The 24,296-nt window shown below is 36.4% G+C and carries 16 protein-coding genes; 8 read left to right on the top strand and 8 right to left on the bottom strand.

The annotated features are described in order from the left end of the window. The first annotated feature begins 206 nt into the window (after positions 1 to 206). From CG11_RS08580 to CG11_RS08570, 3 genes are all read left to right on the top strand, one after another. Entirely contained in the window at positions 207 to 1,835 is a 1,629-nt protein-coding gene (locus CG11_RS08580) for a sulfatase-like hydrolase/transferase (protein WP_052595129.1), read from the top strand. 630 nt (positions 1,836 to 2,465) lie between these two features. Further along, on the top strand, positions 2,466 to 4,181 hold the full coding sequence (locus CG11_RS08575) for an FAD/NAD(P)-binding protein (protein WP_052595127.1): 1,716 nt from the start codon (positions 2,466 to 2,468) through the stop codon (positions 4,179 to 4,181). Between the two features lie 55 nt (positions 4,182 to 4,236). Continuing rightward, on the top strand, positions 4,237 to 4,806 hold the full coding sequence (locus CG11_RS08570) for a DUF421 domain-containing protein (RefSeq protein WP_052595125.1): 570 nt from the start codon (positions 4,237 to 4,239) through the stop codon (positions 4,804 to 4,806). Positions 4,807 to 4,904: 98 nt separating this feature from the next. On the opposite strand, the gene CG11_RS08565 is transcribed toward CG11_RS08570, so the two are convergent. From CG11_RS08565 to CG11_RS08550, 4 genes are all read right to left on the bottom strand, one after another. Further along, positions 4,905 to 9,509, bottom strand: coding sequence for a T9SS type A sorting domain-containing protein (locus CG11_RS08565; protein WP_081909507.1), 4,605 nt, complete (start codon positions 9,507 to 9,509; stop codon positions 4,905 to 4,907). A 458-nt stretch (positions 9,510 to 9,967) separates the two neighbouring features. After that, complete coding sequence (locus tag CG11_RS08560; protein WP_063833061.1) at positions 9,968 to 11,410, bottom strand: CotH kinase family protein; 1,443 nt, start codon at positions 11,408 to 11,410, stop codon at positions 9,968 to 9,970. A gap of 1 nt (position 11,411) precedes the next feature. Beyond that, positions 11,412 to 12,140 (bottom strand): DUF2490 domain-containing protein, encoded by a 729-nt coding sequence (locus CG11_RS08555; protein ID WP_197043807.1) that lies wholly within the window; start codon positions 12,138 to 12,140, stop codon positions 11,412 to 11,414. 661 nt (positions 12,141 to 12,801) lie between these two features. After that, on the bottom strand, positions 12,802 to 13,383 hold the full coding sequence (locus CG11_RS08550) for a carbonic anhydrase (RefSeq protein WP_052595117.1): 582 nt from the start codon (positions 13,381 to 13,383) through the stop codon (positions 12,802 to 12,804). Between the two features lie 612 nt (positions 13,384 to 13,995). Between CG11_RS08550 and CG11_RS08545 the strand changes: the two genes are divergently transcribed. Both CG11_RS08545 and lepA read left to right on the top strand, forming a co-directional pair. Beyond that, positions 13,996 to 15,216, top strand: coding sequence for a T9SS type A sorting domain-containing protein (locus CG11_RS08545; protein WP_052595115.1), 1,221 nt, complete (start codon positions 13,996 to 13,998; stop codon positions 15,214 to 15,216). A 123-nt stretch (positions 15,217 to 15,339) separates the two neighbouring features. Next, positions 15,340 to 17,127, top strand: coding sequence for a translation elongation factor 4 (gene lepA, locus CG11_RS08540; RefSeq protein WP_052595113.1), 1,788 nt, complete (start codon positions 15,340 to 15,342; stop codon positions 17,125 to 17,127). Here lepA and CG11_RS30920 read toward each other — a convergent pair. Together CG11_RS30920 and CG11_RS08535 are read right to left on the bottom strand one after the other, a co-directional pair. Then, positions 17,124 to 17,255 (bottom strand): hypothetical protein, encoded by a 132-nt coding sequence (locus CG11_RS30920; RefSeq protein ID WP_255351921.1) that lies wholly within the window; start codon positions 17,253 to 17,255, stop codon positions 17,124 to 17,126. The genes lepA and CG11_RS30920 overlap by 4 nt on opposite strands. Positions 17,256 to 17,263: 8 nt before the next feature. Then, entirely contained in the window at positions 17,264 to 19,339 is a 2,076-nt protein-coding gene (locus tag CG11_RS08535; protein ID WP_052595112.1) for an endonuclease/exonuclease/phosphatase family protein, read from the bottom strand. A 231-nt stretch (positions 19,340 to 19,570) separates the two neighbouring features. Between CG11_RS08535 and CG11_RS08530 the strand changes: the two genes are divergently transcribed. Next, entirely contained in the window at positions 19,571 to 20,464 is an 894-nt protein-coding gene (locus CG11_RS08530; protein ID WP_052595109.1) for a LytTR family DNA-binding domain-containing protein, read from the top strand. A gap of 109 nt (positions 20,465 to 20,573) precedes the next feature. On the opposite strand, the gene CG11_RS08525 is transcribed toward CG11_RS08530, so the two are convergent. Together CG11_RS08525 and CG11_RS08520 are read right to left on the bottom strand one after the other, a co-directional pair. After that, positions 20,574 to 21,200, bottom strand: coding sequence for a hypothetical protein (locus tag CG11_RS08525; RefSeq protein WP_052595107.1), 627 nt, complete (start codon positions 21,198 to 21,200; stop codon positions 20,574 to 20,576). Positions 21,201 to 21,210: 10 nt separating this feature from the next. After that, entirely contained in the window at positions 21,211 to 22,023 is an 813-nt protein-coding gene (locus tag CG11_RS08520) for an alpha/beta hydrolase (RefSeq protein WP_081909506.1), read from the bottom strand. A gap of 226 nt (positions 22,024 to 22,249) precedes the next feature. Between CG11_RS08520 and CG11_RS08515 the strand changes: the two genes are divergently transcribed. Both CG11_RS08515 and CG11_RS08510 read left to right on the top strand, forming a co-directional pair. Then, complete coding sequence (locus CG11_RS08515; protein WP_052595103.1) at positions 22,250 to 23,734, top strand: hypothetical protein; 1,485 nt, start codon at positions 22,250 to 22,252, stop codon at positions 23,732 to 23,734. Between the two features lie 51 nt (positions 23,735 to 23,785). Then, on the top strand, positions 23,786 to 24,196 hold the full coding sequence (locus tag CG11_RS08510) for a hypothetical protein (protein WP_052595101.1): 411 nt from the start codon (positions 23,786 to 23,788) through the stop codon (positions 24,194 to 24,196). The last annotated feature ends 100 nt before the right edge of the window (positions 24,197 to 24,296 follow it).

The raw sequence follows: 24,296 nt of genomic DNA, 5'->3' as shown, positions 1-24,296 counted from the left end.
ACCAATAGGATTAGACACTTTTACTGTTGTAAAAGTGAAAGGCTTTTTTGTGTCGTTATAAAATATTCTCGCTCTCATTCTCAATAGTTCGTTGAAACCACGTAGTAGCAACATAGAGTTCACTAAATAATAGCCTATTTGACTATTACTAATACCACAAAGAAACTATTCATGCAATCCGCAACGAACTACTCATTCTATATTTAATGAAAAAAAGAACTAAAATTCGTTTAGGCATCGGAGTTGGAATTCTCATTCCTCTATTGATTTTTGGTTTCTGGCCAATGGGCAATCCTAAATACAATATTGTCTTCGACAAAGACAAAATAGATTATCGTCATCGTTACCTCCAACAACAACAAACGCACTCAGACTCTACCCCATTGCCTAACATTATAGTCATTTTGGCGGATGATCTAAGTCTTATGGATGTGTCTAGATATGGTGGGCAACACGTCCACACAAAACACATAGATGCTATTGGTGCGAATGGCGTGACCTTCAAAGAAGGTTATATTTCTTCTCCAATCTGTGCCCCTTCAAGAGCAGGTCTTATCACGGGACGTTATCAACAACGTTTTGGCTTTGAAATCAACATACACGAACGTTATCCCAAAAATAGAATTGAATATTTTGTCTATGCAAACCTTCTTAATACTGGTGACTGGAAAGTAGCACAACACGAAGATTGGGCTGTCCCTACTTTCGAAGCGATGCACAAACAAGGGCTACCACCTACAGAATTTACGCTAGCTGAAATTCTCAAAACAAAAGGCTACCATACAGCAGCTATTGGCAAATGGCATATGGGGTATAACGAAACAGCTATTCCTATCAAACGAGGTTTTGATTACCATTATGGTTTTTACGAAGCCTTTAGTTTGTACGCCCCTGAAGACAAAGAAGGCATTATCAATCAAAAACTATCTGATTTTTCAGATCCTCATATCTGGGGAAAAGGTAGAACGGGAAACTGTGCAATCCGAAAAAATGATCAAGTTATCAAAGAAGATACTTATTTGACTACCAAGATTGCTTCTGAAACTAATGCTTGGATAAAAGCACACAAAGACGACCCATTTTTTGTATATGTCCCTTTTTCTGCTCCACATACTCCTTTTCAGGCAACAAAAGCTTATTATGATCAATACGCTCATATTGAATCTCCCGAAAAACGGATTTATTATGCTATGATTCATGCTTTAGATGATGCGGTAGGTTCTATTATGCAACAACTAAAAGAGCTGCATTTAGAAGAAAATACATTGGTCATTTTTCTTAGTGATAATGGTGGCGCTACTTATACTGGTGCCGCAGATAACAGTCCGCTAAAAGGAGGCAAATTCACCAATTTTGAAGGAGGTATTAATGTTCCTTTTATGATGCAATGGAAAGGAACAATTCCCCAAGGAATGATTTACAGAAAACCTGTTAGTGCGCTTGATATTTTTGCAACAAGTACTGCACTAGCTCAAGTTAACCTTCCTAAGGATCGAGAATTTGATGGGGTTAATCTGATGCCCTACTTGCTAGACTCTACTTATAACGATAAAGTACCACATGAAGCACTCTTTTGGCGTTCTGAATACCACAAGGCTGTTCGCAAAGGCGATTGGAAACTCATTCAAGACGACTTAGCTCAACGTACCGTTTTATATAATCTAGCCCAAGACAAACACGAACAACAAAATGTAGCCCATCAACACCCAGCTGTTGTGCAATCCCTTCAAACCGACTTTAAAAACTGGGAAAAAAAACTCATTCCTAGTAATTGGCCAAGGGTAATGGATTATGAAATACATGCTGGTCAAGCGGTTTATTATTTCCCTTTATAAAATATAGTAGTTAGCACGCTTGTTCTAAACTACTTCAAAACAATTGGAGGCAATTTGGGGTTAAAATAATAGTGGCTTTCTTATTGGTTGAATTGATTCATTGAGGGCTGGATACAAAAGTTTGCTTTAACAACGATGATGCAACAAGAATTTACAAATAACTAGAACTAGCTTTTCTAGGCTGCCAACAGCAAGTATAATTTACGTTCTACTTGGCAAGTATTCTTTTGCACCTCTTTTCTCTAAGATTATTTCTTACGGTGAACTCTACTTCAATAACTAGCTGCGCTGCTACTTCGTGATCGTGGATTATTATTCGCTTTGTTACTCCCTTCGGTCGTGAGCTCGCTATGCTCGGTTCGCTCATGAGAGCGCAAGGCTAGTTCCCTCTGGTCATGAACTTGGGCTTTTGTGCTACTAGCACAAGCCCACTCGGCAAGCTTAGTTTTTTAGCTTTTTTGTAAAAAACCAAAAAGCACCTTTACACAATATTGATTATCAAGCACTTAAGAAGCTGAGCAACAAAATCATACTCTATTGATAATCAACGGCGAAGCCCTCACACGGTAAACTGATGCGATTTTTCCATGAAGTAATGATTTATAAAAGTCAATTATTTTAATCATTTTTATGAAACCAACTAAACATATTGCTATTGTAGGGGCAGGACCGAGAGGCTTATCTGCCCTAGAGTGTCTTTATACTCAAAATTGTTCCAAATATCTTATTAAAACATTGCTTTTTGAAGCCACAGAGCACCTTGGCTGTGGTCCTATTTATGCACAAGAACAGCCAGACAGTAATTGGCTAAATATTTCTGAACGATTCCTTGAAATTGAAGCACGTCAAGCCATTACATTAGATCAGCAGTACATTCCTACATTCCCATCATATCACGAGTGGACTAATTATAATACAGCTACTCCTGCCCAATCACCCGATTATTACCCTCCTCGTTCCAAATTGGGACGCTATCTACAAGAACGCTTTTGGTCAATAGCAGGACCATTACAAAAAGAAGGGCATTTGTCAATCATCCCCAAAAAAGTACAACAAGTTATAAAAAAAGGGACTGCTACAAGCCTAAAAACTGAAGATGGTCGTATTTATACTTCGGATGAAATTTTATTGACCATTGGGCATCAACCAACGGATTGGGACCAGCAAATAGAAAAATGGCAAAGCTTTGCTACCAAGACACCTTCTATTGCTCTTTTTAAAGAATGCTACCCTATTCGACAATTTTTAAATCACTCTATTATTACAACGCATAGTACCATTGCATTGCGAGGCTTTGGTTTAGCCATGATGGATGTTGTAAGGGGGATTTTAGAGGGGCTCGGCGGACGCTTTGTCAAAAATGAGACGAATCAATCCGTGTATTTTGAAGGCAATAAACATATTCCAAAACAGTTTGTGCCCTTTTCTTTAGATGGTCTTCCAATGGCTCCTAAGCCTTTAAATCAAGAAATTGATAATTGGTTTAAGCCTACAATAGAAGAACTCCAATATCTAAGTCGTGAATTGGATGTAGCCTCGTCCTCTCATGCGCCTAATATTGAAAATAATCTTTTTTTAATACAAGCATTTGCTCCTCTTGCCGCTTCTATTTTTAGCAGGCTAAGTTCATCTGTAGCGCATCAATTAAGTATTGAAAGCATTAAAAATCAAGTTGTACTATGGTTAGGCAATTTAGATTATCAACACGAGTTGATCATCCCTAAGCATCAAGCAGCAGTAATTAGTATGCAGCATTACATAGAAATGGCTTTAGGAAATGCTCCCATAAGCTTGGATTATTGTATTGGGCAAGTTTGGAGACACTGTCAGCCAACATTCTATAAAAAATTATCGTTTCACAATTTATCCAATGAGGTTGCTCAAGCTATTATTACTTTGGACGAGCGCATGAAACGCTATGCCTATGGACCACCTGTTGATAGCATTCAACAACTCGTTGCCTTAGTGGATAAGGGGCTTTTGAATCTGGACTTTGTACATAATCCTAGCATAAATTTATCTAAAACAGGGTGGCAAATATCATCCAATCACCAATCAATAGAAGCAACTGTTATGATTGATACCGTCTTAGACTCACCACAACTATTAAAGGTTTCTACGCCTATTATTCGACACTTACTAAAGGATGAGTTGATCGCTCCAATACATGATCAGCTTGGATTAATAACAGATCGTTATTCTTATGCCCTGTCCCAACAAAACAGTCAACAACTTCCTATCGCTGTTTTGGGAAGATTGTGCAAAGGCACAGTACTTGGAGTTGATGCCATATTAGAATGCTTTGGGGAACGCTCCCATCAATGGGCATCCAAAGCCGTTTTATAATTCTTTAATCATTTTACTCTTTTCAATATCTACAAAATCAAAAATCACCCATATTATGGAAACTATTTTTAGTACTCAACCAGTCGATATTCTAAGAATACTCATTTCATCGGCAATTATATACGCCTTAATTATCATTTATATTCGGCTACTTGGCAAGCGTTCTACTTCTGAGTTAAATAATTTTGATTGGGTAGTAACCGTGTCGATTGGTTCAATTGTTGCCTCTACGATTATTCTCAAAGATATTTCGGTAACAGAAGGAGGACTTGCTGTTCTTATTTTATTAATTCTTCAATACATCTTGACCAAAATGATGTTCTCTTCAGACCAGTTGAGAGAAGTTGTTAAGTCCACGCCTCAATTACTACTCTTTGAAGGAAAATTTATAGATGAAAATATGAAAAAAGAACGCATCCTAAAACCAGAAATATACGCAGCAATCCGCCAAAAGGGGTTAAAATCCATTCAACAAATTTATGCCATAGTTTTAGAAACCAATTCCAAATTGAGTATCATTCCCAATGAAAACTCGGACGAAATTGGTTTTTCTTTGAGTGATGTTCAAGGACTACCAGAAGGTTTGAAAAAAGACCTCGAAGAAAAAGCCAATGCCCCTACCTAATAACAAAAGGCAAAGCATTAACGCCTTGCCTTTGTCATATTTAGAGTATAAGCATTTGCTATTTTGCAATCTACCAAATCCTAGCAACAAGCTCTTGTTTACTCTTTGTTTTTAATAATTTTTGAAGTATGTACCTGCGCTGTCCCTTCATGATGTACACGCACCATATAAGTTCCATTTGGATAAGCGGACAAGTCAACAGGGATACGATTCATGCCTACGACACTCGATACATTTTTAGTCGATACTTGTTTCCCTAATACATCCAATACTTCTATTCGTAAAGCTTCTTTTTTAGTTGCTTCGTATTGATAATAAACAAGTTTATCGGTTGGATTGGGATAAAAACTATAGCCCAAATTATCTGGAGCAATGACTAATAAAATAGTATTGGACAAATTAGCTTCTCCACTCGTTTCTAGCAATTCTAAGCGATAGTAATTCGCCCCTTCAAAAGGATGTTCGTCATCAAATGTATAATAAGTTGTTGTTGTTGAGTTGCCTTGTGCAGCGACACTTCCTATTGTTTCAAAAGTTACTCCATCCTTACTCCGTTGTACATTAAAACGTTCTGAGTTTTGTTCTGCTTCTGTTGCCCAACGCAAATGATTGACTTTGCCGTCTGTTTCTCCATCAAAATACAACCACTGCACAGGCAATAAAATATTAGGCACAAGCGTAATTCCTAGCGTTCCACCAGAAAAACTATTAACGCCATTAAATTGACCATAATTAATTCCATTCGGAGTCACTCCTCCTACCCCTGTCAAATGAAGTCCATCATAATCTGGAGCAGTATAATTAGAGCCAACATTCTTAAACCAATAAGCCCCTAAAGGATTGGCATATTTGTAAGAATACCCACAGGCAGGATAAGTTGCCATCCAGTTTGCTGCTGCATTCTCTACCGCAGCCCTTTCAGACGCTTCATAATAGAAACGTACGTTGTAAGGTGGGTTTAGTGTTCCACCTCCAAAATTAACATTCCAACTACGCTCCATTTCAAAATATTCCTCTCCTGGTGTTAAGTTGCTTGCAGCACAAGAAGGAGCTGTAAATGGTCCTTGCGATTGTTGATACCAAGTACCATTGTCCCATATTGTAATCTCAGGAAATCCAGCAGGCGCACCAGTCAAATCTCCTTGTATAGATAATAGTATTTCGTCGTTATCATAGAAATGATGCCAACCATTGTCATCAGTACAATAATTAGTTGTTGAAATAGCATTTACTCCATAGACATAATCTTTTAAATTGATCGTCTGAAAATCATCCGTTGTAATATTACAAGCTCCCTCTCGGCGAATATATATGGTCTGACCATTAGTAGGGACAAAAGAATAAACACTTCCTGTGCCTAGCCATGTTCCCGTCCCATTCGGTCCAGTATACCAATGAATGGCAGAACCAACTCCTGCAACTCCTCCTCCAGCATTAAGTGTCATTGTTGTATTAGGACACTGTGTTCCTACGATAGGTGACAAAGTAGGAGTGGTAGAGGGTGTTCCTACGATAACATCTACTGTTTCTGTCAGCGTACAAGAACCAAATACAGAAGTAACGGTATAAGTTGTTGTTGTTGATGGCGCAACAGTTGGATTTTGAATGTTTGCATTACTCAATCCTAGAGTTGGTGACCAAATATAACTTGTTCCGATAACACCAGTATAGGCAACATCAGCACTAGTAATACAAGAAGAATTCGATGTTCCGCCGCCAACTGAGCAGAAATTATTAACATTATTATTAACATCAATAGTAAAAATAACTTGCCCATCTACATTCCACAAGTTCCATTGTGCTTGTGTAATGGTTATCGTATTACACAAAGGTGTTGTTCCACAATCATTATAAGCTACTCCTGCGGTCACTTCATTGTACGTTCCTAAATTGACACCTCCTTCCCCATATACTGTAAAACTTTCACTAGAAGATCCAAAATCTCCAACCACACATAAGGTAAGCGTAACATTTCCTGAAGCATCCGGCACTCCTGAATTAAATGTTACAGTATGATCGCCCCCTGTAACATTAGAACACATTGGCAAAGTAGCGGAAGTAGCTTCTGTATAAGCTTGTGCTGCTCCAAGAGGAACAACAGCACCATTTTCGTATAACTGAGCATTTAAGTTCACCGCAGGATCTCCTGCACACATATTAATAGGTCCCGTAGGATTCATTGCCAACTGTAAATCTAAAACATTTATCGTTGCGATAGCAGAACCAGTACACCCTGACACACCATCTGTTACATTTAACAAATAAGTTGTCGTATCTGTTGGTGTTGCAATTGGGTTGGCAATCGTTGGATCAGATAGGCTTGCGACAGGCGACCAACTATAAACAGGTGCTGTAGCTGCTTGTTGACACATCGTAAAGCGCATGTCTGCTCTATTTGTATATCTTGACCCTGTTGCATTGGTACAAGCATTAATTGTGGTGGAAGTGGTCGCATATTGTATACAACGATAAGCTGGAGAGGTACTAGAATAACGAACAGACTCAGAGCCATTCGCCCCTGTCTCTCTAGAACAGAACTGAATGATTAGATTAGAAGTTCCGTCCCAATCCCAATCGGTTATATTAAAGTTGTGCCAGTTGTTATTGGCTAAATTTATATTATTGGTGGGACCAAACACTTGGGTCATGCTTGCTGTACTTGCAAAATTAGTATTCGTAAATTCATCTTGACTTGTACATCCCATCCAAATCTCAACATCATCATAATTATATGATGTTGATGTTGTTACAAACAAAGCCAATTCTCGTATGGTTCCTCCATAATACCCCATCGCATTTAACTCCGCAGCAGTATAAATATATTGGATTCGTTTGGTATAATTGGATGTTGTCGATGTTGATCCATAAAAAGGAGAATACGTTGTTGTCCCAGAGGTTCCTGTTCCTACTATTGGCTGCGTTGTTGTTCCCGTACACCCCGAACTAATGCCACAAGTCAACGGGTATATAACTGCGGTAGAGTTAAGCTGTGCCGATGTCCCAGGACAAATAGTTGTGTCTACGGGTGATATATTTACTGTTGGCCCTACTCCCGAAACCGTTATGGGAATATTTCCTGTCATTACACATCCATTTGCAGAAGTTACATCTACCGTATAATTCGTTGTTACGATAGGGTTTGCGATGGGATTTCCTATAGCTGGGTCATTTAAGCTCGAAGCTGGTGTCCAGTTGTAGGTAAACGGACCTCTAGCAGCAGGACCACTAGCATTTAGTTGTACCAATTCATTGGCACAGATTGTTGCTGAACTTGGTGTCAATGTTAGAGGAAAATCAGGAACTACATTTACTGTTACCGTAGAAACATTCGTACACACTCCTACTAAATTTCCTGTAACAGTATATGTAGTGGTGGAGGATGGACTAGCAATCGGATTAGGGCAATTGGTACAACTCAGTCCTGCGGCAGGAGACCACGTATAAGAGGTGGCACCGAAAGCTTGCAATTGCGTTGTTTGTGTCCCACATATTGTAACATCAGGACCAGCATAGACCCCTGTTGTAATATCAAAATCGACAGCGAAACCAGATGTTCCCAGAACAGGGCAGCCGTCATCTTGTACTGTAAACGTGATGACATCGTTCAAATAGCCAGGTTGAGACGTCCAACAAAAAGTTCCTGTAACGGGATTTATGCCTGTTTGTGTAAATGTTGCTCCAGGTAACAATGTGGTTCCATCTGTTGTAATCGTCAATACATCGGTTGCATCGACATCCGCAAAAACAACATCAAAGCAGACTTGATCACCAAAACAAGCTGCAATTGTATTGGGACCTGTTTGTGTTCCTGTGCCACTAAAATTACTAATTCCTCCTACAGGATTATTAGGTGGTGTATTTGTACAGTTGATAACCATAATTTGAAAATCATGAATAATTTCAGTGAGTATGTTACCATTGGAGTCCCATTCCCTAATCAAAATAGCAACAACATAGTTGCCAACATTGGGATGATTTAAAGATAGACAACCCGTTTGAGGGTCTAGTGTAAAGTTGTTTAAAGGTTGTGTAATTGAAAATCCAGCTTGATGAGTAATTGGCGCCTGACCTAAATTTAAAGGTGCAACCAAAGAAAAAGACATACTATCTCCTTCTTGGTCATAAGTTGTCAAGCAATAATTAAAATTGGTATTGGTACAAGCATAAGGAATTGGTGGAGCCGTAACAACAGGAGAATTATTACAGGGAGAATACGATGTATTCAGTGTCGTGGTTGTCACCATCGTATTTCCTGATCCACCATTCAGATTGCTAGAAGCATCTCGACAGCACAAACTATATTCCAAGTGCCAACCGTTGCAATTTGCAGGTAATATAATTGTTGCTTCATAGGTGTATTTCCAAATTCCAGGTTGCGTTCCTCCACTACAGTTGGAAGTAGCACTATTACACAATTGGTTAACGTCTATCTCCGTGCCTACTTGATTAAAAACAGGTATGGTGGGATTTACCAAACCACAGTCATTCGTCAAAGTAAAATAAGATGCAGGCATGGTCGTTGGGTGTGTCCCAGGGCAGCGTCTAAAAACGGTTAAAGTGAATGTGTATTCTAGCGGATTGGCAGGATTACAAGTGTAGGTAATATTTGCTCCAGGTATGTGTGATGCTTGTATAGGTGCACAAAAGCAAAGGAGGATAATGGCAATAGCCATTAACCCCTTGAGGGTGTAAAGATGATTCATAAGTGAGGTGTATTGGTTGTAAAAAGTTATTTTCTCAAATAATATTGAATTGAATTTCTGTCATCTTATTTTGTTTTTTCTCAAAACAAAACTAACACGTAAAACAAAAGCACTCACTTTGAATACTTTTTATTAAACCCTTTGACAAATATCAAATATTATTATTTGAGGGGAAAATTGATAAATTATTTTATTTTTTTATTTATCGTTGATAAAAGTACAAAATAAAAATTTAAAATAAAAGAACCAATACCTTTAAGTAACAACACATTACACCTATCAATCATTAAAATACCATAGAAAAAGATACAAGATGCACTCATGGCCGTAACTTGAGAACATCTTGTATTTTATATTTTTTTTTTCGAGAGCTATAAAAAAAAAATTATAGCCCTTCTAAAACCTTTTTTTTAAACAAAGAAAAATTTATTTTATTATATTTATAAAAATTTTTAATACTAATTTAAATAGTCATTAGCAGCATTATACCTTGTCGAAGTATGATCAATAATAGTCGTAACAGCATTACCAAAACTACTACTTCCTGTCAAGTAAGTATATCCATTAATCTCCTTATTAACAGAGCTTTCAATTAAAATCTTCATGGCATTATATTGATTTTGCATCTTTGTTGGCTCAAAAGTGCTGTTAATAAAATTATCAATATATCCATCATAAATTGCTCTATACTTCGGTTGATTCATTAGATAGGATATCAACGGCCAACTTTCCAAGGAGGCATCGTTTAATTCAAAAGCCAAAGAACCTCCCATTTTACCTTCTTGAAATGCTTCGTTATTATCCCAAGGAATCCATGTTATCAAGCCATTTGAAGGGTTGTTATACAAGTAGTAATTGTGCGTCATTCTACCATAAGTATCCCAATTTTGAATGGTTGTATTGACAGCCAAGTACTTCAGAAACATATTTACATCGAAGACAGCTTCTAAATCAGCTTGATATTGTGTGGTGTTAGTATTACGGGTAGAAGCGTGTAGGGCATTATACACCGACCAGATATCAGACCAATCTCCAGTCGCCTCATTGGTCTTTTTCTCAAAATCAGTTATATTAAAATTAGTAGTAGACCAAGCAGCACCATCTCCATCAGGTTTGTAACAATTTCCTGCATTACTACCAAACTGGCTAGCCAACATAGCATCAAAAACAACTTCTACAAAAGTATACAAACCAAAGTAAACAGGTCCTTCTCCATAATCAATATACAATTCATAAAAAGCCGTTTGAGGAGCTGCAACACCAAACTCTCTAAACAAATCAGCAGCAACTTTTTCCCTCATAAAAGACTGATCATCATAATTACTACTCAAAGAAAGATCTGAAAATCCATAAAAAGTTTGTCCTGTTATTTCTGGGTACTCATCTTCATAATAATCAAACTTAATTCTAAATGGGAGTTTTCCATTTCCTGCTTGATAGGCTGAAGCCAAACTAGAATTTCCTTTGTAACGAATTCCAACATTATACCACTGCTTGCCATTAAAAAACCAATTGCAAGGCACGTATGTAGGAGTTTGTTCAGAGAAATTTCCGCCTCCTCCAATAGTCGTTCCACCTGTGTTTCCTCCTTGACCGCCACCAGGACCACCGCCACCAGGTCTTCCACCAGTATTTCCACTGCTTGTACTGCTGCCGCCATAAATGTCATTTAAATTGTTCTCCATAATTGTCCAATAACGTGCGTCAATAACTATATCCACTCGATTAACTTGGTTTTGATTGAATACCGTAGCATAATCGGGAGTAGCTGATGATGAATGCGTTGTTGCCGTCCAATCTGCCAATCCTGTTCCTGACACTACAAATGTTTCTTTGTAGCAAGATGAAAAAAGCAAGCTACAACCTACGATTATTACCAATACTTGAAATTTATTTTTCATCTTATTTCTTCTTTTTAATTTTAATAGTATAAACATAACCTAACCCTATAATTCCCACTGTTTTGGGATAAGCCGTAAATAGCTCTTGTTCCAAATTATAAAACAATTTAACCTTGCCATACTTTTTAAAATCATAGGCTAATGCTGCTGTAAATCGAAGTTTATCAACGACAGGTAATGTATATTTTTCGTATTCACTAAACATTTCTACAGCAAAACTAGGCTCCAAAGGAATTTTCTTGATGTTATACTTTGCTTTTGCCCTTAATCTAAAACCATGCTTCAAATAATCTCCTTCTATGCTCGTCACTCCCAACTCATTTCTAAATTGATATCTCAAACGATAATCAAATGAAAAACGCTTGATTTGGTGCTTAAATGTAACATCTGCGTTGATTCGGTAATGTGGGCTATAACTCCCATCCCCTTCATTGTATTGCGAAAACCGAAAAGCTCCTCCAAATTCTACAAACTTAAACGGCTCATAACCAATTGCTAAATTAGTAAAATACTGATCTACTTGTGTAGAGTTTCTATTAAATCGAATTTGTTCGCTAAGCTCAAAAGTCCATTTTTTGTGTACTTTTAATCGTATACCTGCAGAAATCCAACTCTCAAAATCAGATGTCACTACATTCGTACCATCCTGTGCCGTAGCTGTTTGGGCACCAATTCCCCAAAGTAGCAAACTCCAGAAAAATAGTATTCTCCCTTTTTTTAATCTAATCATGTTTTGTTTTTGTAGTAATTTTAAATTTAGTCCCTCATCTTTTCTAACTTTTAGTTCGATCATAAAAACATCAATTTTTATGCATCCGTTAATTCACCTAAACGCCATATCAACTTAACTACCAATAGATTACATTTTAACCCTCAAAATAAAACTATTGACAATCAAATTACTAAGCATAGCAAACCAACTAAGAAAGCTAGTTTGTGAAGTGCCAATTCATAATGTTTCATCTAAAATCAATGGAACTTTCGAAAGTACAAATTATTAACATCAATTTTATCTTTAATTAACATACTGTCGTACATAAAAACAAAAACCCCTACAAATATCAAAATTTGTAAGGGTTATCTCTAACAAGTCTTGGGAATGGACTATGTTAGAGTCTATAAAAGCATGATTAGTTTGCTATTCCACTATTCAAACAATAAGAAACCAACGCTTGCATATATGTAAGCGCTTTTTCTTGTGTTTTTAGTTTTTCTTAACAATCCTATGACAACTTGTTTTAATAAATGGTTGGAATTTTTTATTAATTTTTTCAAAAAAAAATCATCGCCAATCTTAAAATAGTTTGACGATGATTCTTTTGTTCTAATTGGCACCTTACAATCGAGAATCGTTGTGTAATACCTTTTTAACTTACTCCCGTTAATCTTCTTTACTCCTCTATAAAATCTACTTGACCACTCCCTAAGTTATAAAATGCAGGAACTATTTTTAGACCTTTATTTTTAGCTGCATCCTCAATAATTGAAGAACGAGAAACCAATTGCTTACAAGTTAAATGTGCGTTTACTTTTACAACTGTGTTTACATCTTTATCTTCAGAAGCGCTCATAGCAGGAGTTACATGCCCCAATAAGTGATTTAGGTTATAACCATTGTCTCCTCCAGCTAATGCAGCCGTGATTGCTCCACAACTTTCATGTCCCATTACAACGATTAAATTGACACCTAAATGTGCCACAGCATATTCGATACTAGCGATTGTAGATGTGTTGGCAACATTTCCAGCTACTCGAATTACAAATAATTCTCCCAAACCAGTATCAAATGATAATTCTGGTACAACACGACTATCAGCACAACTAAGAATAATTGCAAAGGGAGCCTGCCCTGAAGTTAATTCGCTACGACGAGAAGAGTTTTGAAGTTTACCATCCAAACTATCTGCTACAAAATTTGCATTTCCTGTTTTTAAACGATTTAAGGCATCTTGCCAAGATATATTATTTGCCATTTTATATTGGTGTATTTAATTAAATAATAGTTTTTTTATACTAAGTAATCGTTCATAAAAATTTATAGGCAAAATAGAATTCTTTTTGCACTGTTCTTCATCAAAAAATCTCGTTTTAGCCCGCTAAAACTTCAATTTTTTTCTTTGAACAGCACTAAAAACAATTACATTTTTAACTATACTTTTTTCTGTCCACTTACTTAGATGAATTATAATTCATCTGCTGCTCTCACAAAAGGCATCGAACTAAGATAGTAATTAATTCATAAATTATAGTGATACTATCTTATTGTTTGTCTTAACCTGCCACAAAAGCTGCATAGATTACGTTTTATCCTAAAACTAAAAAAATTTAGTAAAACTAAAATAAGACTCCGTTGATTACTTGCGGTGCTACTTCGTAGTAGCTCCCTGCGGTCGTGAGGGCGCAAGCTTAGTTTTTTATTTTTTCTACGAACCTGTGGGCTCACGAAGTAAAAACATAAAAAAGCATCTTGCATTAGTTTGATTATCATTTTTTTTACCACAAACACCTGTAGATTCATATTTTATTAATAATCAAACTAATACATTTTTCAACGGAGTAGTATTAAAAAACAATTTGATCCAATAATGAAACATCGCTTTATTTTTATCTTGCTTCTTAGCTTGTTTTATTCGACACAAGCACAAGATACGATTATTGTTTATGACATCTTAAACCAAAGTATCACCAAAATTGATCCTGTTGCTTACGACAGTACTCAGACATTTAATCACACGAGTTTTTCGATGGGAACCCTAGGAAACCCAGCCACACTGATCACCATTCCTCCTAATAGCAATTTATTTCCAAACAGCAACTTTAGCAAACCCGAACTAGCAGAAAATTTTCACAATCTACTAGACTATCCAATTCGGACGGCAGTAGCACTCCATTTTTACAATGCCGACACTTTTTCGGGAACAGGCTGTTCAGGCATTATGGTTGGTCCTGACTTGGTCTTGACCGCAGCACATTGTGTTCGCAGAGTTGGTAACGCTCCAACATGGCATACCGATAGTTTTTTAATTGCCCCTGCTTATAATAATGGTCAGATCCAAAGTAGTTTGCCATCGAGTTGGGTCAAAAAGATTTATCTTTTCCAAGAAAACTATAATGGCTCTCTTTGGCACGAAACAGCTTTGTTACAACTTCGAGAACCCATTGGCTTGGATATAGGATGGGTTGGCATCGCCTATACTTCTGATGCTAGCTACTTTGATAATAAAGTATTTCACAAGCTTAGTTATCCTGCAATAAGAGACCCATTCGATACATCAAAGGTATATAATGGCGACAGTCTTTATTACAACTATGGTTATATTGACACCTTCCCTTCTTTTCCTTCAACTTACTTAGGAGTTAGAGGCGGATGGGGTGTTCCAGGTCAAAGTGGTAGTTCTCTTTTTTATACCAATAATATCAATGCTTATTATTCCTTTGGCGTATCTTCATTATCACACAATTATGCACATGCCTATATCAATGCCCAAATGTTTTATCAATTACAAAACATTATTGATAATTATGCCTACACCGTTCCTATTACCACCATTCCCAATACATCTTCGGTCAAAGTCTATCCAAATCCTTTTAAGACACAAACCACATTTGAATTTGAAAACCCATCGAGCATTGCCTATGATTTTGAATTAATAGATGTACAAGGCAGGGTTGTTATAAAACAACATCAAATAAAAGATAATTCACTAACAATCAATCGAAAAAACTTAAATCAGGGCATTTATTTTTTTAGATTTATACACAAAGGACAAACAATATTTAGTGGTAAATTGCAAGTTCAAGACTAAGTGCTGGTCTAAACGTTTGCAATACCAAGAATAAAGCCTTATTTTCGCAGACTATTAATTAATTCTAGAAGATTGATTTTGATTGGAATTAATAACAACAATACAGAAACTTATAAGAAGTACATGAAAAATATAAGAAACTTTTGCATTATCGCACATATTGACCACGGAAAGTCGACTCTAGCAGACCGTATGCTGGAAATGACACAAACCATTTCGGAACGCAAAATGCAAGACCAAGCCTTGGATAGTATGGACTTGGAGCGTGAGCGTGGTATTACCATTAAATCCCACGCCATTCAACTCAACTATGTTCAAGATGGCGAAGAATACATCTTCAACTTGATTGACACTCCTGGTCACGTAGATTTTTCTTACGAAGTTTCTCGTTCTATTGCCGCCTGTGAAGGTGCCCTGCTTTTGGTAGATGCCGCTCAAGGTGTTCAAGCGCAAACCATTTCTAACTTGTACCTCGCTTTAGAGAATGATTTGGAAATTATTCCTGTCTTGAACAAAGTGGACATGCCATCTGCTATGGTTGATGAAATGTCAGAGGAAGTTGTAGATTTGTTGGGTTGTGAGATCGAAGATATTATTCTCGCTAGTGGAAAAACTGGTTTGGGCTTAGATAACATTTTTAGAGCCATCGTGGAACGCATTCCTCCTCCAGAAGGAGATCCAGAAGCGCCTTTACAAGCCATGATTTTTGACTCTATGTTTGATAAGTACCGTGGCGTTATTGCTTACTATCGCGTCTTTAATGGTCGATTAAAGAAAAACGATGCCATTCGTTTCTTTAATACAGAAAGCGATTTCTTTGCCAATGAAATTGGTATCTTAAAAATGGATCAAGTTCCTCAAGAATCTATCGAAGCAGGAAACGTAGGCTATGTAATCACAGGAACCAAAGATTCTAAGGAAGTAAAAGTTGGGGATACTATCACCTTGCAAGAGCGTCCTTGTGAAGAAGCCATCCAAGGTTTTGAAGATGTCAAACCAATGGTTTTTGCAGGTTTATTCCCTATTGACAACGATGATTTTGAAGATTTGCGAGATGCTTTGGAGAAATTGCAGTTGAATGATGCTTCTCTTATCTTTCAACCAGAAACCTCTATTGCTTTAGGTTTTGGATTCCGTTGTGGTTTCTTGGGTATGTTGCATCTAGAAATTATTCAAGAACGTTTGGAACGTGAATACGATCAAAATGTCTTAACTACAGTTCCTAACGTTAGCTATTTTGCTTATACCAAAAAAGGCGAAAAACTAACCATCAATACGCCAAATGATTTACCAGATGTTACGATTTTGGATTATGTAGAAGAGCCTTATATTCGTGCTCAAATTATCTCTAAACCAGAGTACATTGGAGGAATCATCAAGCTTTGTATGGACAAACGAGGTATTCTCAAAAACCAACAGTACCTTACGCCTAGTCGACTAGAGTTGACATTTGAATTGCCTTTAGCTGAAATTGTTTTTGACTTTTATGATCGCTTGAAAACTATTTCTCGTGGTTATGCTTCTTTTGACTATACTCCATTGGATTATCGTCAATCGGACTTGGTCAAACTAGATGTGTTGTTGAATGGAGAAAGTGTGGATGCTTTCTCTAGTTTGATTCACCGTACCAAGGCCGTTGCTTTTGGTAAAAGGATGTGTGCCAAGCTAAAAGATATTCTTCCCAAACAACAGTTTAAAATTGCTATCCAAGCAGCAATTGGTGCTAAAATTGTTGCTCGTGAAAATATCTCGGCACTTCGTAAAGATGTTACAGCAAAATGTTATGGTGGTGATATTTCTCGTAAACGTAAATTATTAGAAAAACAGAAAAAAGGTAAGAAAAGAATGCGCGAAGTAGGAAATGTTCAAGTTCCTCAAAAAGCATTTTTAGATGTTCTAAAACTAGATTAGACGACTCGAAGCTTTACCATCAACGCATATTCTACTCTAAATACTTCTTTCTGTTCTTTACCAAAGAAGTATTTAGAGTTTTTTTTATTTATCCATGGCTCATCCAATAATAAAGAATTCACTATCATTGAACATCCTAATTGATGCTAAAGGATTTGACATATACTTTGTTTGGGTGGGTTAATTTCACCCAATAAATTCCTTGAGACCAACCTTTTAAACTAATCCTTGATATTGTATTTTGATTGAGTTCAATCTGCTGAATTCGTCCCATTGGATCTATAATTTCAAGCTTTTCTGTTTGAGGCAGCACTTCAATTATAACCTGTTCGTAAGCAGGGTTTGGATAAATTTTGAATACATCCATCTCCTTTATTAAACTTAGATTGGTATACGTAATGCTATTAGAAGGATTAGACGTACAATTGCCTTGGTTGACGACCGTGTAGTAATTTCCTAATTGTGTCAAAACATAAAAAGAATCTGTGGCACCAGCAATTAATCCGTTGGCATCGTACCATTGATTTCCTGTTGATGCTGATGAAAACAAGGTATCTGATTGTTGTGTAATAATAGGATTCATATCAATAGGAATATGCACGACATGAGCTATCTCAAAATCAAAATATTGTACAGCGGTATCGGGCCAATTGGGGTGCCCTAACGCCGATGTATCCTCTACTGTGAACTGTGTTCTAATTCGACAAGAATAGCGTCCTGTATCGTTTGCTGTTGCTAATGAATTATTATAACTAGCATTCGTTGCTCCTGTCAATGGCATACTATCCAAAAACCATTGATACAACAAATCAGGATGTACCATAGGAGCAGTTAATTGCAAAGAACCACTTCCACAAATTTCAATCGTTGCAACAACAGGTGTATCTACATCAGGGTATTCAAAACGACCATTGACAGGCAAATGATCCGAAGGATCAAAAATATCCCACAAATCATCGTCAATCGCTCGATAAACCCAAACCTTAGTGTAACAATCAATTGGTACCAAATGCTTTCGATCGCCCCATACGTGGTCAATAATATTGCCTGAATCTCGTGTCACATCTGTAGAGGCATGAAAGCCTTTGTGCAACCCAATAATAGGATTTAAAGAATCTATCAAATCTGGATATTGAACAGATGACGCATCTGTATTCATATCTCCCCCCAATATTACCGCCTCATCGACAGGAATATTTTGCGCAGCAATAAAATCACGTTGCTCTCCAAATTGCTCTTTTTTTATTGCAATATCATTAGGGTTCCCTCCCGCTTCCATATGCGTTCCAAAAACATGGTACTTCTTTCCTAGTTTATTAATTTTAGCATATAAAATCCCTTTCGCAGCAAAGCAGTCGCCTGAATTGTTATCACAAGAACGATAATCATATTCATCCTCCAACTCAATTGGCCAACGGCTAAAGATAATCACTCCACCGTTCTCAATTATTTGCCCATCGTTGAGAATATCTGTTTGATACGAGAATCCTGCCGCTTGCATGGCAGGGACTAAGTTGTTGTTTCGGGCTGCATCTTCAAACGCCTCTTGAAAAATAACGACATCTTGATATGGACTGATATATCTAGGAATCACATCGGCACGCTCAGCAGCATCAAACGTACCAATAGGAGGTGGCAAAAATTTGATATTGTACGACAAAACATTGATTACATTGGGATTCGAAAAATCAGCAGAATCAATTGTATATTTGGGACGGTTGTCTTGGATGGCAAATACAATATCTCTATTAAAAAAAGCATCGGTTCCATCTGGTTTGTATTTAACGGTTACAGGCAAATTTCCAAACATCAGACTTTCTTCATAAAAACCTCCATCATCGTACCACGGATGGTTAAAATTAGAACCTTTCAATGAATGCTCCATATCACTACCTATAAAATTTCCTTCTAGTTTTAGTTGTAATTGTAGCGTGTCGGTACCATGCCATACATAAACATCAAAATAAAAGGTTTCTCCATTGTGTATTCCGTTATTTCGATTCGTTTCTAAGAGTTCTTTGCGCATCTCCCAAGCCTCCACATCTGTTGCTTTTAGAGACCATTCGTTGGCATCCATCGTATGCGTTCCTGATTGTACAGCTGTTACGCCAAATTCCAGCTCTGTATTATTCTGAAAAAAAATAGAGGTACTCTGTGCTTGTGCACTTATTGACAAAGTAATCGCAATCAAAAATCCCAACAATATTAGCATAACAATTCATTTAAAATTAATAGGTCGTTACTTCAATAGTCAACTGTGCTGTAACTATGTATTCGTGAACTACCATAAAATAACAAAAGGGGCTTGCTTCTAATTTAATGAAAATTCGTGAGATCTATTCTATCTTTTATATTTTGCTTTTGCTAGATGCCAATAAACGCATTTATTTACCTATTTTGTCGCCAATTAATAGCCTATTTCTAATGTACGATACTTACTGTTTTGACCTACTTAATTCAGCTTTCCAATAAACCTTATCCCTATTTATTTTCTACCAAAAGAAACACAATTATTGCTATTGTCTTAGGCTTATTGGTCTATATTGTTAATACAACAACTCTAACAGAAAATCATATTATAGAAAACTATGTTTTGAGCAAAACATGGGCTTGTGTTTTAGCAGGACTGGTAACATTTGGCAGTATCATTTTAGTAACAGAAATGATACCTCGTTTATTTTTTAAACCTGAATTAAAAGAAAACTGGACTGTAGGAAAAGAAAGTTTACTAATTTTATTCCTCTTATTCGTCATCGCAATATCTAATAATTTCTTATCCTTTATTATTAGCCAAACGCAAAATACCGTTGATATTCTACCCAGCTTTCTAAATGCTTCTTTTTATGTGATAATCATTGGTACGACTCCCACTATTTTAATTATTTGGATCAACTACACCTTGCTACTAAGAGAAAATCTAAAACAAATATCTTTCTATAACAAGGAGTTGGAAACCAAGGTTAAAGCAATTCAAAATACTACGCCAGACCTAATTGAAATTCCTACGCATAACAAAAATGAAATCCTACAACTTAATCTTGATTCGTTTTTATTTGCCAAAACAGAAGGCAACTATATCGATGTATTCATAAAAAATGCAGACAAAATAGAATATAAAGCCTATCGGCTCACCCTTCAGAAACTAGAAGAAGCACTCAAAGCTTATCCTTTTATTTCCAAAACACATCGTTCTTACATTGTTAATGTCAAAAATATTAGCAGTACGTCAGGAAATGCTCGAAATTATCGCATTCATTTTGAGGGCACAACACATGAAGTCCCTGTTTCTAGAAATAAGTTTCAAACATTTAAAGAAGCATTTGGTTCTAATGCCTAGAATCCAAAAACTTCTCAACCCAATCATATCAATAATGCCTTCGCTATTCCATCAAGGTCTGTGACCAAGCGAAGTAACGAAGGACATAAGTTATTAGTCAGGCAATATATTAAAAGGAATAACTAGCTCCTAAACCAATTAAAAACCTTGAATCAAAGTCGGCAGGGCGACTCCTTCCTTCGTCCAAAAATCCTTTTAGAGACAACCAAACAGACGCTTGTATGGTAAATTGCCCTAGTGTATACCCTATCCCCTGCGTAAATCCATAATTAAAATAAACGTAATCATTTTTATACGTTTCTACGATGCCATAGTGCGGCATTTTTAAAGTGCCTTTAGAGCGCAGGTGTGTTAATCCAACAAAAGGTTCTAAAGATAGATACAACGTTTTCTTTTTAAAAGGATAGAAAACAATGTCTAGCACCGTATACAAACCAATATCTTTGGTATATCCATCTACCTTGTCCGAAAAAAGGTTGTCGGACTCCGATATATAACTATACTGATGTGCCATGCCACAATATAGATTCAAATGCTTCCTGTTATAAAAATTGAACTTGCCTTTGGCAATAAAACCATAGTTAAACCCATAACTCATATTGAGCACATCGTAGGTGTGTAGGAGTTCAACTTTCCATAATTTGTGTGATGATTTCGGTGTTTTTTTCTCTGGTTCCTGTGCCCATATTGACGAAAAAGAAAAGAGCATTAACCATAAAAAAGAATAGATTTTCATAAGATTTATTTTATAGGATGATTGAAAGTGCATTTTTGAAACTTATAATTGGACTATTGCGGTGCGATACGTGGCTCAACCGTTCGTAATCAAGGCTTAAACCTGTGTAATTTCTTGTTAGTAATTTGTTCTTAAAAGCATTAAAAAATAAGTTGATAGACGCTCCTTCCAAATCACCAACAGTCATATATATTCGCTTGTCTAAGCTATCTCGTTGGTTATAATATTGTTGCTCTAGATCAAACAAATAAGCATCTTTCCACATAAGATTGGGGCTAATAGCGATGCTGTTGTCAAAAGGATTAGGATGTTCTTGTTGAAATAAAATATACAAGGCAAAGTAGCCGCCTAAAGAATGACCATAAATAGTACGTGCCTTACTTTTGACTCCCATTTCCGTTTCAACTTTAGGAATTAGTTGGTTATTGATAAATTGAATAAATTCTTTTGCACCTCCAGATGCATTGGGGAAATCGCTGTCTTTGGGAAAAGAATAATCTCTTCCTCTTTGGTTGTTACCTACATACCCAATGCCTATCAAAATAACATCTTCTCGTTGTTGATTTGAGATAACAGCACTCGCTTCGTCAAAATAATCGTCGCCATCTAATAAGTAAATCGTATGGTACTTTTTAGTGGCATCATAGGTCTTTGGATAAGCGATTTTTAGGTCGTATTGAGTTTCGGTATAAGTGGATTGAAGGGTAAAAGAATCTTGTTTTTTTCCTGTCACGAATGTTTCTTTTTGGCAACTATAAAAGCTGCACCAAGCCATCCATAAACATAACATACAAATGGAATTCTGAGCCGTTTTTTTCATCATAATAATTGTTTTTTAAATTGATAATTATGACTCAAAGGTAAAATTACAATTCAGTTAAAAACCTCATATAAAACCACTTGGGATAAAGTGGCGTTTTTTTGTGATGAATTGACAAGGATAAAAGTGTTTTTTAAAAAAATTTTTAATCGCAATAGGGAGGTACCATTTATTTGTCGACTTACTAGCAAATTCAATGTTTATAAAGTATCTAAAAAACACAATAATCATGATCACAGGCATACCTATTATCACCAAAATAAAACCTGTCCAAATTGTTCCTCTTAGTTCGGGAAGTAAAAAATTAGCTACCGACCAAAAAGGAGGAATATTTCAAACCAACTTAAAAAATAATTTAAAAGTTTTATCCAATGCATTGAGAGAAAATGAGACCGAAGCCGTAGGAACAAGTGTTACTGCTGTAATTGTTTTGGGAGCAACAACGATGAGCGACACAATAGCCAATGATGTCTGTCTATTACTTTCCGAAAGCAAAGCAGGTCTGTTTAAAAGTGCTCTAAAAAATATTGACAAATTTGTAAAAAAAGGAACCAAAGAAATTGCAACTTGTCGATTTGTCTATGAAGGCAAAAAGGAAAACAATACGCTTATCTTGGGCATAGAAATATTGCCTGCGTGCAAAATGAAAATGGCTCCTGTTATCAAATGGCTTAACAAGGTTGGAAAACCTACCAATTTAAAGTTTGAAATGGCAACAGGAATCAAACCAGAGGAACCAACTTCGGAAGAGACAACTCAGATAGAAACGCCAACGTCTAGTAGTCCTAAATTGAGTATTCTAGAGCAACTTATTCAGCGCTTAGAAAATGCAGAAAATGACCACAAACTAACTCCTACTTCTGATAATCTAATGGCATGGGGCAAAGTTTTGGCAAAATTCAAACAGGTCTTGGCAAAACAACCTGAAAATGACAACTTAAAAAGTACGTTTAAAGAATGGTTGTTAAAATATAACCTTGTCAAAAAGCAATCCGAAACTAATACGGATACAGACGCTAACTCTTCCAAAGAAATATTAGATCGTCGCTTAACGGATTTAGAAAATAACCTTAAAACATCAAAGGACGACTCTTTGTCCGAACTACTTCAACTTATGGCTGTTTGCCAAGAAATTCGGGTGCAACCTAGTTTTAAAACAATTCTCAAAGAGAATGTTGATTTGATGAATCGTTTTAAGCGTATCCGAAAACAACTTCAGATTTTGCTTCAAAAAGATAACGACCAATTTGACGAAATGCAATCGTTGTTGGAAAGCCCTTCTACTATTACAGAAAAATTTCAATTAGAACTGGATGACTTGTGGTTTGCCTTTTCCCAACAAACACAAACAACAGAGAGTTTCAATGATATTTTAGCCAACGATATGGTTGAAATGAAAGCAACCGTCAAACAATTTCAACAAACTGTAGAGGCACAGGCTAAGGGGATGTTAGAAGCTTCTAAAATTCTAAAAATAGGTAATCCTGTTGAAATTTCTCAACAAATGACGGTCATTCGAAGCGGCATTGTTAAACTCAAAGAGACGATGGCAGCAAGAATAAAAACTATTGAAACAATTGCCAAAGAATTGGCACAATTGGAAGTCGATTTCCTTGCTACCGAGGATTTAAAGCTGCGACAAACGATCTTTAGTAAAGTTGAAAACTTAACTAACAATTTGGCGCAAAACAGTGCTTCCGTTTCGATCTTTTAGTTGTATCCTACCCTAATGCTCTCTTTTAAATTACTATAAAAAAACACAGTTATGCCAACATATGTAGCGCAAGAAAAAATGCGAAAAATGCTAGAAGATTCTAGTTCTAACCAAGTAGCAAAATTAATTTACGAACAATTAAGCTTTTTTATAGATGCTATTGTTAATGCTCTTGGCGAAGCAGAAGATGGAGTCGTCCAAATGAAGCCAATTGATACCAGTCGCCAAAAGGTAATTGATACGATGAAAGAACAAAACAAAACTGACTTGGTCAAAGATTTTGAGAGTTATGCTCAAAAAGCGGTTCAGCTTGTTCAGAAGGTCATTGATGCCATTGACCAAGCATTAGAAAAAGCTTCTTATGAGGATTTGGAAGATTTAGATTTTTACTTCTTAACCTCTTCCTCTGTCCCCTTACTTGAAGAAGAGTTGGATCAACACTTACAAAGTTTTGAAGTCTAGCACTGCCCTACCTCCTCTCTTTCTATTCATTATTTTTCAAAAAAACTAAGATGCTTATTGGTGAAAAGTCAATCCATCATCTTATTACAAATATAACTAT

This window comes from Aureispira sp. CCB-QB1 (assembly GCF_000724545.1).
Classification (GTDB): Bacteria; Bacteroidota; Bacteroidia; order Chitinophagales; family Saprospiraceae; genus Aureispira.
The sequence above is the reverse complement of the archived record's forward strand: the minus strand, read 5'-3'. Positions and strand labels throughout refer to the sequence as shown.

Bases quoted from the DNA above. Each gene is read 5' to 3' on its own strand.
- CG11_RS08555 (WP_197043807.1), bottom strand. From the start codon at position 12,140: ATGATTAGATTAAAAAAAGGGAGAATACTATTTTTCTGGAGTTTGCTA.
- CG11_RS08550 (WP_052595117.1), bottom strand. From the start codon at position 13,383: ATGGCAAATAATATATCTTGGCAAGATGCCTTAAATCGTTTAAAAACA.
- CG11_RS08570 (WP_052595125.1), top strand. From the start codon at position 4,237: ATGGAAACTATTTTTAGTACTCAACCAGTCGATATTCTAAGAATACTC.
- CG11_RS08525 (WP_052595107.1), bottom strand. From the start codon at position 21,200: ATGAAAATCTATTCTTTTTTATGGTTAATGCTCTTTTCTTTTTCGTCA.
- CG11_RS08575 (WP_052595127.1), top strand. From the start codon at position 2,466: ATGAAACCAACTAAACATATTGCTATTGTAGGGGCAGGACCGAGAGGC.
- CG11_RS08510 (WP_052595101.1), top strand. From the start codon at position 23,786: ATGCCAACATATGTAGCGCAAGAAAAAATGCGAAAAATGCTAGAAGAT.
- CG11_RS08535 (WP_052595112.1), bottom strand. From the start codon at position 19,339: ATGCTAATATTGTTGGGATTTTTGATTGCGATTACTTTGTCAATAAGT.
- CG11_RS08580 (WP_052595129.1), top strand. From the start codon at position 207: ATGAAAAAAAGAACTAAAATTCGTTTAGGCATCGGAGTTGGAATTCTC.
- CG11_RS30920 (WP_255351921.1), bottom strand. From the start codon at position 17,255: ATGATAGTGAATTCTTTATTATTGGATGAGCCATGGATAAATAAAAAA.
- CG11_RS08520 (WP_081909506.1), bottom strand. From the start codon at position 22,023: ATGATGAAAAAAACGGCTCAGAATTCCATTTGTATGTTATGTTTATGG.
- CG11_RS08560 (WP_063833061.1), bottom strand. From the start codon at position 11,410: ATGAAAAATAAATTTCAAGTATTGGTAATAATCGTAGGTTGTAGCTTG.
- lepA (WP_052595113.1), top strand. From the start codon at position 15,340: ATGAAAAATATAAGAAACTTTTGCATTATCGCACATATTGACCACGGA.
- CG11_RS08515 (WP_052595103.1), top strand. From the start codon at position 22,250: ATGATCACAGGCATACCTATTATCACCAAAATAAAACCTGTCCAAATT.
- CG11_RS08565 (WP_081909507.1), bottom strand. From the start codon at position 9,509: ATGAATCATCTTTACACCCTCAAGGGGTTAATGGCTATTGCCATTATC.
- CG11_RS08545 (WP_052595115.1), top strand. From the start codon at position 13,996: ATGAAACATCGCTTTATTTTTATCTTGCTTCTTAGCTTGTTTTATTCG.